The sequence below is a fragment of the Halomonas salipaludis genome (assembly GCF_002286975.1).
Lineage (GTDB): Bacteria > Pseudomonadota > Gammaproteobacteria > Pseudomonadales > Halomonadaceae > Franzmannia > Franzmannia salipaludis.
Genome location: NZ_NSKB01000001.1, coordinates 136977 through 148854, shown reverse-complemented (window position 1 = coordinate 148854; position 11878 = coordinate 136977). Strand labels below are relative to the sequence as shown.

General features: G+C 63.9%; 8 protein-coding genes. 7 read left to right on the top strand and 1 reads right to left on the bottom strand.

Going from position 1 to position 11878, the window contains the following annotated elements:
• Positions 1 to 56: 56 nt before the first annotated feature.
• A complete protein-coding gene (ispH, locus tag CK498_RS00795) occupies positions 57 to 1064 on the bottom strand; it encodes a 4-hydroxy-3-methylbut-2-enyl diphosphate reductase (protein WP_095619548.1) in 1008 nt (335 codons plus the stop codon).
• A gap of 562 nt (positions 1065 to 1626) precedes the next feature.
• Between ispH and CK498_RS00790 the strand changes: the two genes are divergently transcribed.
• The 7 genes from CK498_RS00790 (at position 1627) to CK498_RS00760 (ending at position 11872) form a co-directional block, all read left to right on the top strand.
• Positions 1627 to 2685, top strand: coding sequence for a phytoene/squalene synthase family protein (locus tag CK498_RS00790; protein ID WP_095618963.1), 1059 nt, complete (start codon positions 1627 to 1629; stop codon positions 2683 to 2685).
• A gap of 90 nt (positions 2686 to 2775) precedes the next feature.
• Positions 2776 to 4947, top strand: a complete 2172-nt coding sequence (locus CK498_RS00785) for a cytochrome P450 (RefSeq protein WP_095618962.1) — start codon at positions 2776 to 2778, stop codon at positions 4945 to 4947.
• Positions 4948 to 5102: 155 nt separating this feature from the next.
• Positions 5103 to 5474, top strand: a complete 372-nt coding sequence (locus tag CK498_RS00780) for a response regulator transcription factor (RefSeq protein ID WP_095618961.1) — start codon at positions 5103 to 5105, stop codon at positions 5472 to 5474.
• Positions 5474 to 7555 carry a 3'-5' exonuclease gene (locus CK498_RS00775; RefSeq protein WP_095618960.1) on the top strand — a complete coding sequence of 694 codons (2082 nt, stop codon included), beginning with the start codon at positions 5474 to 5476 and terminating at the stop codon, positions 7553 to 7555. The genes CK498_RS00780 and CK498_RS00775 overlap by 1 nt, the downstream gene beginning before the upstream one ends.
• Positions 7552 to 7824, top strand: a complete 273-nt coding sequence (locus CK498_RS00770; RefSeq protein WP_324615486.1) for a hypothetical protein — start codon at positions 7552 to 7554, stop codon at positions 7822 to 7824. The genes CK498_RS00775 and CK498_RS00770 overlap by 4 nt, the downstream gene beginning before the upstream one ends.
• A complete protein-coding gene (locus CK498_RS00765) occupies positions 7821 to 10571 on the top strand; it encodes a sensor histidine kinase (protein ID WP_095618959.1) in 2751 nt (916 codons plus the stop codon). Before CK498_RS00770 ends, CK498_RS00765 begins: the two co-directional genes overlap by 4 nt.
• A 77-nt stretch (positions 10572 to 10648) precedes the next feature.
• The gene (locus CK498_RS00760) at positions 10649 to 11872 is read left to right on the top strand and encodes an EAL and HDOD domain-containing protein (protein WP_095618958.1); all 1224 of its coding nucleotides are present in this window, start codon (positions 10649 to 10651) and stop codon (positions 11870 to 11872) included.
• The last annotated feature ends 6 nt before the right edge of the window (positions 11873 to 11878 follow it).

Below are 11878 nucleotides of genomic sequence, written 5' to 3'. Positions count from 1 at the left end.
TTGCTGATGTTATTTCGCCATCACACACATGCAGTTGCGTAAGGATTTCAGCTCGCTCAGCTGCTAGCAATCACCTGCTGACGTAGCTCATAGGGCATGGAGAACGTGATGGTTTCTTCGCAACCTGCCAGTTCTTCTGGTACGGCGGCACCGAGGGATTTAAGCCGTTCAATCACGCCTTTCACCAGCACTTCGGGCGCGCTGGCACCGGCAGTGACACCCACGCGCTGCACGTTATCCAGCCAGCTCGCATCGATCTGCTCGGCGCTGTCGATCAAATACGCCGGTTTGCCTATGCTCTCGGAGAGCTCACGCAGGCGATTGGAGTTGGAACTATTGGCACTACCGACCACTAGCACCAGATCGCTCTTAGCGGCCAACTCACGCACCGCATCCTGGCGATTCTGGGTGGCATAGCAAATATCATCCGTTCGCGGGCCACTGATCTCGGGGAATTTGCTCCGCAAGACGTCAATCACCTTGGCGGTATCATCCATCGAAAGCGTCGTCTGGGTCACGAATGCCAGCTGGGCAGGATTCTTGACCTCCAGATTGGCGGCGTCGTGTTCATCCTCGACGAGATAGATGCGGCCACCGTGGAAGGTGTCGTAGCGCCCCATGGTGCCTGCCACTTCGGGATGTCCTGCGTGACCGATCAGCACACACTCCTGGCCGCGCTTGGCGTAGCGCAGCACTTCCATGTGAACCTTGGTAACCAGTGGGCAGGTGGCGTCGAAGACTTTCAAACCGCGCCGCTCGGCATCTTGCTGCACTGCACGCGACACGCCATGGGCAGAAAAAATCACAATGACGTCATCCGGCACTTCATCCAGCTCTTCGACGAATACCGCGCCACGCTCGCGTAGCGATTCGACCACAAAACGGTTATGGACGACTTCATGGCGCACGTAAATCGGCGGGCCAAATACATCCAAAGCGCGATTGACAATGTCGATAGCCCGGTTGACCCCAGCACAAAATCCGCGCGGATTGGCCAGCATGATCTGCACGGGAGATTCGCCTGTCGTTTCTGGAAGCGCCTTGGAAGCTGTTTCAGAAGCCATGCTCACGCCTTGATGCCACTGCATCGCTAGAAATGGAGAGTGCCTTTACACTACACGACGCCTTTGATGGCGTCAGCGCTAGCCTGGCATCGAAGCTTCGATCTCGAGGCTCAGAGTACGCCCTGCCAGTGGGGGGGTTAATGCCCACCCCGATCCAATCACAAACTGGGAAAGCCTGTCGATGGCCGATGAGCCCGCCTGCGCTCATGCCCGGCATTTTGCAAGAAATGCTATAGATGAAAGGCCATCTAGACGAAAAAGGAATATAAGTGGTGACCATCACCCTGATGAAAAAGCCGGCCTAACGTGAACGGGGTCGTTGCAGGGCGCTGACCGGGCCGGTACGCTTTCAATCCAGCGGCCTTGCTTCCGTGAATTACTGGTTAACGCCTGTAGATGCGGCCAATCGAACAGAATAGCCCGGCTGCATGTAGGTAAGAAAACCTGCCTTGTGTATCGCTGAGAGCCTTTTCCACGTCAATCCCGAGAGGTCGGAGGCATTCAATATGATCTGGCTTGAGCGGGAAATATACCTGCTCCCGACATCGGAGATGACGTTGCTATGAGGCATGCCTCGCTCGCCCTACAGAACCGGCTGCTGCCCGGCGTTTCTCGGACCTTTGCGCTGACCATTCCGCAGTTGCCGATTTCGCTGCGCCCGGCGATCACCAATGCCTATTTACTGTGCCGTATTGCCGACACGGTGGAAGATAGCACCGCCATGGCGCCCGACGAAAAAGACGCTCATTACCAGCGCCTGCTGGATGGGCTGAATAACCCCATCGCCGCCCGGAAGTTCTCCGAGGCGCTGCTCGCTACCGGACTGGTACAAGCCCCCCTGGAACGGGAACTCATCGACCAGACACCCGGCGTACTGCTCGCCTTCGGCGAATTGCCGGTCGATCAGCAGCAGGCATTGCGCGATTGCTTAACCACCATGTGCCACGGCATGGCGAATTTCGAACGTCTCAAGAACCCGTATGGGCTCGAAGACAGTGACAGCCTGCGCGATTACTGCTACGTGGCTGCTGGCTGCGTTGGCGAAATGCTGACTCGGCTGTTCGCCGAGATCAATCCGACAATCCACGCCCAGCGCGAAGAGCTTCGGCGCCTGTCGCTGGCCTTCGGCCAGGGACTGCAGTTGACCAACATTCTGAAAGACGTCTGGGATGATCGCCAGCGCAGTATCTGCTGGCTCCCGCGCGACGTCTTCGCGGCGCGTGGCGTTGACCTGATGCGGATACATGACTGGCAGAATCATCCCGGCTATCGCGACGGGATCCGTTTTCTGGTCGCCGTTGCGCATCATCATCTGCGCCAGGCGCAAGAGTATACGCTGCGCATTCCCGCCTCTGAGGTCGGCATTCGCCGCTTCTGCAGCTGGTCGATCGGTATGGCGCTCTCGACGCTGCGCAACATTGCCAACAATCCAGGCTTCACTGCCAGCGAGCAGGTCAAGATCTCGCGGCGACGCCTGCGCATGATCGTGGCCACGAATAATCTCACGGTCGTCAACGATACGCTGCTGCGAGGTGTCTTTCGGCTGAGCTGCTACCGACTGCCCAGCGTTCAGGAACAGGAAGTCGACCGCCTGCAGGCGGGCCATGACAGAAATGCATGAAGATGCGCCCCGCGCTTTTCTCAGTCTGGCGCAGCGCCACCAGCATGCAGCCTATCGCCGGACAAGCACCCAACAACAGGAATCTGCTTGATGACTGATTCGAAGTCCACCGAGTCCACGCCCCCACCCAGCCTGCCTGGCTTACCCCTGCTCGGCAACACGATCGAGTTGCTGACCAAAGACGCCAATCGGTTTTTCAGTGAGGCCTACGAGAAGCTCGGCCCGGTGTTTCAGGTCAACTACCTGTTTCGCAATTACACCATCATGGCCGGCCCGGAATCGCTGAACCATCTGCTGGAATTCCGCGAGCAGGGCATGAGCCGGGAGGCGTTTTTCGGTCCGGTGGACAAACAGATCGGGGGTGTCGTGCTGCTGACGCAGCCCGTTGGGGCGTATCAGAATCTGCGCAATCAGGCACGCCTGGCGTTTTCCCGTCAGTTGGCCGCAGAGTTTATTCCCGACCTCGTCGGCTGCGTGGATGAGGGCCTGGATCGACATCCGCCGGGCAGCACCGTGTCGGTGATGGATCTATGCACGCGCGTCAGCTTCGATCAATACAGCCGGTTACTGTGTGGTGAGAGCCTGGACGCCTACTTCGATACCGCCAACCGCTACGCGGTGTGGGTAATGAACATAGGCGTCAAGAAGGTGCCGGAGTTCAGCGTCCATCTGCCGGCCTACAAAAAGCTGCGGCGCGACGTCATGAAGATGGCGGATGAGGTACTCACGCGCTATGAAAATCGCCCGGCAGACCATGGCATGCCGTATACGATCCTGGATGCCCTGGTCAGCGCCACAGACGATGACGGCAACCCGCTGCCGCGCAAGGATCTGGTGGCAACGCTGCAGTACGGCATTATCGGTACCGTGGTGTATATGAACCGCACGGTCGCCTTCCTTCTGCACGACCTGCTATCGAACCCCGAACACTACGAGCGCGTGCGCGAAGAGGTCGACGGCGCCTATGCCAACGGGCTGCCCGACAGCCTCGACCTGCGCGGCATGAGCACGCTGAATGCGGCGCTCAAGGAGTCGATGCGGCTACATCCGGTGTCGCTGGGCATGCCATTCATGGTCGATGAACCTTTCGAATTCAACGGCCACACGGTTCCCAAGGGGCAATTCTGCGTCTATAGCGGGGTCCCTAACCACTTCAGTGCCGACTTTTATCCGCAGCCTCACCGCTTCGATCCAGACCGGTGCCGCGCACCACGCAATGAACACAAACAGCGCCGTGCATACGCGCCTTACGGATATGGCAAACGCGTCTGCCCAGCAGGGGGGCTGGTAGAGACCTGCACCCTGGTTTCGATCAGCCGGATCATTCACCGACGCACCTTCGAGCGCGTACCGGCCAATGATCCGCTGCGCACCGTCCTCGCTCCGCTGCCGGCACCCGATCGCAAGTTCCGTATCCGTTTTATTGACGAGCGCAGCGAGCATGCGGCGGGAAAGACGGATCACACGCAACTTGCCGTCAACGCACTCGATGAGCTTTTCGAAAGTGGCCGCCTGGCGAAACCCGCCATGCGCGAAAGACTCGACAATGTGACCCCACGCCGCCATGAGTCCGGTGATTACATCCTACGTAAGGGAGAGCAGGCCGAGACATTCCATGTCCTGATCGAAGGTACTGTCGAGGTAACGTCGGGATCGAATGAACACCTGGCCAGCCTCGAGCCAGGCAACTACTTTGGCGAAATCGGACTGCTTGGGGAGGGTCGCAGAACCGCCAACTGTCTATCGACTACCCCCACGCTGGTGCTGGAGATGACCCGGGACGACTTCCTGGCCATCGTGCTCAAGGATGATCTGGTGCCCGGCGAAATCGCGGCCGCGCTGCGCCAGCGCTACCTCACAACCCGTGTGCACAAAGCCCTGCCTGCGCTCACCTCAGAGCGGCTGAGAACGTTGGCTGGAACCGGCTCGCTGAAACGCTTCGAGGCCGACGACACCATCATTCGCCAGGGCGATGATGCCGACTGGTTTTACATCCTGCTCACCGGGACGGTTGCTGTGCTGATCGAGGATGCGAACGGCACGCAGCAGGTGGCAACGCTCCAGCCAGGCGACCATTTTGGCGAAATCGGCATTCTCGAAGCCAGAGCGCGAACGGCAACGGTACGGGTGACAGCGGATGGCCCGGTAGAGACCCTGGCCATCCCGCGCGACGCCCTGCTGGAACTGGTGGAGCAGGACCCTCAGGCGCGCAGGGATATTGCATCGATCATTCTCGACCGAATCCGCTCAGGGACGCCGTAACGACCCGACGGCCCGACCACCAGGCCGGGCCGCCGCTCCGCGCGCCAAACCCGACAACCACCCTGCCACCTCCTGCCAAGGTCGTCTTTCGCCAGGTATCGTCGCCGCACTAGACTGCAGACAACAGATACGCCATCGCAGAAGGGAGAGCCGCCATGGCCAAGGTACTGGTGGTCGACGATGAACCCAACATCGTCCTGTCACTGGAATTTCTGATGCAGCAGGCGGGATTCGACGTGGTCACTGCCGAAGATGGCGAAAGCGCCCTGCAAAGCGTTGTCGACGGCGCCCCCGATCTGATTCTGCTGGATATCAGCCTGCCCGGCATCAGCGGCTTCGACGTGCTCGAGCAGCTACGCGCCGACCCCGCCCACGCCAAGCTGCCGATCATCATGCTGACCGCCCACGGACGCGAAGTAGAGCGTGAGAAGGGCCTGGCGCTGGGCGCCGACGACTACATCACCAAGCCGTTCTCCACCCAGGCGCTGGTCGACAAGGTACAGGGCCTGCTCGGCGAGGCACGCTGATGGCGCCGCGCCCTGCCCGCGGCCACCTGCCCCGTCGCCAGCGCCTGGTGGGTATCTGGCTACTGGTCAGCGGGCTAGCCTTCTTCAGCGGCGCCCTGCTGGCGCTGTGGCTGGATGCCGAACTGGCTCCCAGCGGCGTACAGCGCGTGGCGCTCTGGGCCGGTAGCCTGGGCGGCGGCGTACTGACCCTGCTGCTGGGGCTAGTGCTAGAGCGCCGCCTGTTCACCCCACTGCGCCACCTGCAAGTACAGATGGCACGCCTGGCGGCCAATCCCGATGCCCGCGACGACTACCCCCCCGAAGGCTGGCTCAAGGGGTTGGGGCCAGACCTGGCCAGGCTGCGCGATGGCTGGCGCCAGGACCGCCAGCTGTTGGCCACCGCCCACACCGACGGCGCGCGCAGCGCGGCACGCATCCGCCTCGAGCTGGAGTCGCTGCTACAGGTGTTGGAGATGCCGCTGCTGCTGTGCGACCAGCACCGCCGCCTGCTGCTGTTCAATCACGCCGCCGAGACGCTGTTCGACGGCCATCCCGGGTTGGGCCTGGGCAAGCGCCTGGAGGGGCTGATCGGCGTGGCCAGCCTACAGGACGCCCTGGCACGGCTGCCCGACGACGGCGCCCCCCGCGAACTGCTGGTGCCCAGCGACGAACGCTGGCTGCGCTGCCTGCTCAAGCGCGTACCGCAAAGCCAGGGCGAGACCCTAATCACGCTGACCGACACCACCGCCAGCCTCACCGGCGAAAGCCACACCCGCGCCGCCCTCGGCGAGCTGCTGCCGGCCCTGCGCCGTCACGGCGCGGGGCTTGCCAGCGCCGCCGAGACCCTGACTCGACTGGATGCTCAACACGCCGAGGCCGGCGATCTACGTACCCGCATCAGCGCCGTCATCGACGAAGAGAGTCGTGCGCTGACCGCCGAGATCGAACGCCTGGGTCAGCGCATCGACGACCTGCAGCAGCAGGGCGAGCGGCTGGTGCCGCTGTGGTCCAACGACCTCTGGCAGTCGCTCAACGAGCGCCTCGATCATCTGCCCGAACTGCCGCGGGTCACGCCGATCGGCATGCCAGCCTGGTTCAAGGGTGACGCCCCGGCGCTGCTGGCGCTGCTCGAGGCGCTGCTCGAGCGGCTCCACCAGGCCACCGGAAGCCATGCCCTGGAAGGCGAACTCTGTCTGGGCAATCGTCGCGTCTATCTCGATCTGATCTGGCGCGGTACGCCGCTGCCCCAGCGCACCCTGGCCGAGTGGCACGACCAGCGCCTGGAGAGCCTGCCACTGGCGCCGAGCATCGGCGAGTTGCTCCAGCAGCACGGCAGTGACGCCTGGAGCCTGGCCGATGCCGACGGTGAGCACGCCCGGCTGCGGCTGCCACTGCCTGCGGTAGAGCGGGTTGGCGCCCCCGCCGCCCACAAGGCGCCGCGCCCGGAGTTCCACGACTTCGGCATCGCCGACCTGCCGCCGCCGGATGCCGAGCTGGCGGCCTGCTCACTGCGCGCGCTGGAGATCGTCGCCTTCGATACCGAGACCACCGGGCTCGAGCTGCGTCGTGGCGATACGGTGATCAGCCTCGGCGCCTGCCGGGTGGTCAACGCCCGCCTGCTCGCCGACGACACCTTCGATGCGCGCGTCGACCCCGGCCGCCCGATTCCGCCGGCCAGCACCGTGATCCATGGCCTGCGCGATGCCGACGTGGCCGGCGCCCCGCCGCTGCATGTAGTGCTGCCACGCTTTCGCCGCTATGTCGGCGAAGCGGTACTACTGGCCCACAACGCCGCCTTCGACCTGCTGGCGATCCAGCCCCCCGGCGCCGGCGTCGACTTCCAGCTACCGGTGCTCGACACCCTGCTGCTGTCGCGGGCTCTCGACCCCAGCCTCGACGGCCACGACCTCGACAGCCTGGCCAGCCGCTTCGACCTCAGCGTACCCGAGGGCGCCCGGCATACCGCGTTGGGCGATGCCCGCCTCACCGCCGAGCTATGGCTGGCACTGCTGCCACGCCTGGAGGCACGCGGCGTGATCACCCTGCAGGAAGCACTGACCCTGCAGGCCGGCGCCTTCGATCGTGAGGACGCCAGCGCATGAAGACGCCACGCCTCGGTGAGCGGCTGGTCGCCCTGATCGGCGTCGCGCTGGTGCTGTTCAGCCCGCCGCTGATCCTGGTCGCCGACCGCCCCGCCACCAACGGCCTGTCGTGGCTGCCGCTCTACCTGTTCATTGCCTGGGCGCTGGTCATCACACTGGCCGCCTGGCTGCTCGAACATCGCCACGAACCAGGCGGGCGCAGCGACGACGCCACACAGCAGCACCAATCCGATGCACCGCCCGCTGAGCCGCCGCGAGGGTCGCAATGAGGGCCGAGCCGCTGGTATTGACGGTGGCCTTCGGCTACCTGGCGCTGCTGTTCGTGATCGCCGCCTGGGGCGACCGCCGCGCCGAGCAGGGCCGTTCGCTGATCGGCTCGCCAACCATCTATGCGCTGTCGATCGCCGTCTACTGCACCGCCTGGACCTTCTACGGCAGCGTCGGCCGCGCCGCCGAGCACGGCCCCAGCTTCCTGCTGATCTACCTGGGCCCCACGCTGGCGATGCTCGCCGCGCCGTTCCTGATCCGAAAGATGGTGCGCATCGCCCGCGCCCAGCGCATCACCTCCATTGCCGACTTCATCAGTGCCCGCTACGGCAAGAGCGGCAGCCTCGGCGCGCTGGTCGCACTGATCGCGCTGATCGGTATCACCCCCTATATTGCCCTGCAGCTCAAGGCCATCACCCTGAGCCATGCCGTGCTGGTCAACTACCCGGCACCGCCCGAGCTGCGCCTGGCCGAAGAGAGCTTCTGGATCGACAAGTCGTTCTGGGTGGCGCTAGTGCTGGCGGTGTTCATCATTCTCTTTGGCACCCGCCACCTCGACGCCAGCGAGCGCCACGAGGGCATGGTCGCGGCAATTGCCTTCGAGTCACTGGTCAAGCTGGTGGCCTTCCTGGCGGTGGGTATCTTCACGGTCTTCGTGCTATTCCACGGCCCCGCCGACCTGTTCGCGCGTACCGCCGAGCACCCGGCGCTGGTCGATGCACTGAGCCTCGACGCCGTGCCCGGCGGCGCTTTGGGCTGGGTCGGCACCCTGGTGCTGGCATTCCTGGCCTTCCTGACCCTGCCCCGTCAGTTCCAGGTGCTGGTGGTGGAAAACGTCGACGAGCGCCACCTAAAACGCGCCAGCTGGCTGTTCCCGCTCTACCTGCTGGCCATCAACCTGTTCGTGATCCCCATCGCCATGGCCGGCATGCTGATCGGCAACGGCGCCAGCGACCCCGATAGCTTCGTGCTCACCCTGCCGCTCTCGGCGGGCCTCGAGGGGCTGCCGCTGCTGGTCTTCATCGGCGGGCTGTCGGCGGCCACCGGCATGGTCATCGTCGAGACCATCGCCCTGTCGACCATGGTCAGCAACCACCTGGTGATGCCGCTGCTGCTGCGCTCCTCGCGTTTGCACCTCGGCTCGCAGGTCGAACTCACCGGCTGGCTACTGGGCATTCGCCGGGTCGCCATCGTACTGATCCTGCTGCTCGGCTACCTCTACCACGCGCTGGTCGGTGACTCCTACAGCCTGGTCACCATCGGCCTGGTGTCGTTCGCCGCCGCCTGCCAGTTCGCACCGGCGCTGCTACTCGGCCTCTACTGGCGCGGCGCAACCCGCCTCGGCGCCACCTTCGGCCTGATCGCCGGTTTCCTGGTCTGGGTCTATACCCTGCTGCTGCCCGGCTTCGCCCAGTCCGGCTGGCTCGCCCCCGGCTTCGTCGAGGCCGGCCCGCTGGGCATCGCCTGGCTGCGCCCCTATGCCCTGTTCGGCCTCGAGAATGCCGATATCTACAGCCACTCGCTGCTGTGGAGCCTGCTGGCCAACGTCGGCGTACTGGTAGGAGTGTCGCTGTTCACGCGCCAAAGCCGTCTCGAGCAGACCCAGGCAGCACTCTTTACCGAAGCCCTTAATTCCGGACTCAGCTACGCCAGCCTGTGGCAGGGCCAGACCACCCGCGGCGAGCTGGAAGCGCTACTGGCCCGCTACCTGGGGGCGGCGGCCGCGGCGCGGGTGTTCGCCGGCCAGCACGACGACGACCAGCAGGCGGTACCCTCCGAGGTCATCGCCAGCGCCGAGCAGGCCCTGACCGGGGCGCTGGGCAGCGCCTCGGCGCGGGTGCTGATCAACTCGGTGGTGCGCGGCGAGGCACTCGATCTGGAAGCCGTGCTGAGCATCCTCGACACCACCTCCCAGACCCTCGAATACAACCGACGCCTGGAACAGAAGTCCGCCGAGCTGGCGCGCATCGGCGAGGAGCTGCGCGCCGCCAACGAGCGGCTGCGCGAACTCGACCGCCTCAAGGACGAGTTCGTCGCCATGGTCAGTCACGAGCTGCGCACCCCCTTGACCTCGATTCGCGCCTTCGCCGAAATCCTTCGCGACGGCCAGACGTTGCCCGACGACAAGCGCGCTCACTTCCTCGATGTGATGGTACTCGAGAGCCAGCGACTGTCGCGGCTGATCGAAGAGATTCTCGACCTGGCACGTCTCGAGAGCGGGCGCTTGACCCTCAATCCCCAGCCGCTGGATCTCGCCGCCCTGGCACGCCAGAGCGTGGCCGCGGTGCAGCGCGTGCAGGAGGAGCGGGGCGTAACACTGAGCGTCGACATCGAGGCCGATGAGGCCTGGGTGATCGGCGACCCGGACCGCCTCGAACAGGTGATCATCAACCTGCTCGACAACGCCAGCAAGTTTGCCGACGAACACGCCGCGCGGGTGCGCCTGCGCCTGTGGCGCCACAAGCAGCACTGGTGCCTGGCGGTGGAGGACAACGGCCCGGGGATCAGCGCCGAGGAGCGCGAGCGGGTATTCGAGAAATTCCATCAGATCAAGCAGCAGCACGACAGCGGCAAGGCTCGCGGACGCCCCCGCGGCAGCGGCCTGGGCCTGCCCATCAGCCGCGGCATCGTCGCCCACCTCGGCGGTCGCCTGTGGGTCGAGAACGCCCCCACCCTGGGCGGCGCCTGCCTGGTAATGGACCTCCCCGAGGCACGCCCAGAAGAGCGCCAGCAGCCCCTCGACAGCTAAGCTATTTCCCGCCCCAGTTAAAGAAGACGCGGGAAGCGTCGATATAACGTTTGGGGTGCCAACTCGAGGTCAACGGAATGCCCAAACCAACAACTAGTGCAAACTCCCTGCTACTGGCCTCGCAGCCGGTCTTTGATATCCATGATGATATTCACGGCGTGGAACTGCTCTATCGTAGCGACTCCGGACTAGGAGCACTTGATGTCGGCGATGAAGTTGCCACGGCCGAAGTCGTCTACCACCTCAATACTGCCATCATGCAGCGAGTCAGCTTTTCCAAGGTACCCACCTTCATCAATGTCTCCGCCGCGTTATTGCTGTCACCGCACTTCCTGCCCGTGTCTCCCGACCAGGTGGTGATCGAGCTCGTCGAGCGCATCACGCCTGACCAGCCGTTGATCGACGCGGTCCGACGCCTGCATGCGCAGGGCTACCGTTTCGCCCTCGACGATTTCAACTTCACCCCCGAGTGGACGCCCCTGCTCGCCCTGTCATCCTACCTCAAGGTCGATATTTCCTCGCTCGAGGCGTCGCAAGTGGCACGACACAAACAACGGCTGTCGCACCTGGACCTCAAGTGGATCGCCGAACGCGTGGAGACCCGCGAGGAGCGCGACACCTACCGGCAAATGGGCTTCGACCTCTTCCAAGGCTACTACTACGCACAACCGGTGCCCGTATATGGCAAGAAACTGCCCGCCACCACCCTATACGCCACACAGCTGCTCCAGGCCCTCTGCCGTAACGAACCAAGCATCGATGCCGTCATCGCGCTAATACAAGCCGACCCCGAGCTGGCCATCAAGTTGACTCGCATCGCCAACAGCGCCTACTTCAGCCAGCACGCCCCGATCAGCTCGCTACGCGATGTCGTAGCCAGAATCGGTTTTCAGCAGCTCTCCAGTTGGGCGGCCCTGTTTGGCCTGCTGGGCAACGCCAGCTCAGCACATGCCGAACTGGCGCTGACCCGTGCCAAAGCCTGCGAGTTGTTGGCCAATCAGGAGGGCTTGAGCGGTCAGGACGCTTACTTCATTGGCCTGCTCTCCTCGGCCGAGCTGCTACTTGGCATTCCCGGTGAAGAGTTTTTAACCAGCCTTGGACTCGATTCGGCCACCATGTCAGCCACACTCCGCCGCGCAGGCGTCTATGGCAAGGTCTTGCAGCGCATCGAAGTCACCGAGAAGTGCTTCGCTATGCGGCAGTGGTCGTCGGGGAGCGAAGAGCCGCGACTCTGCGACCTCTACCTGCAGGCACACCAAGATGCACTCGAGCTGTTGACGACGCTATCTGCAGCGCAGTGAGGCGGC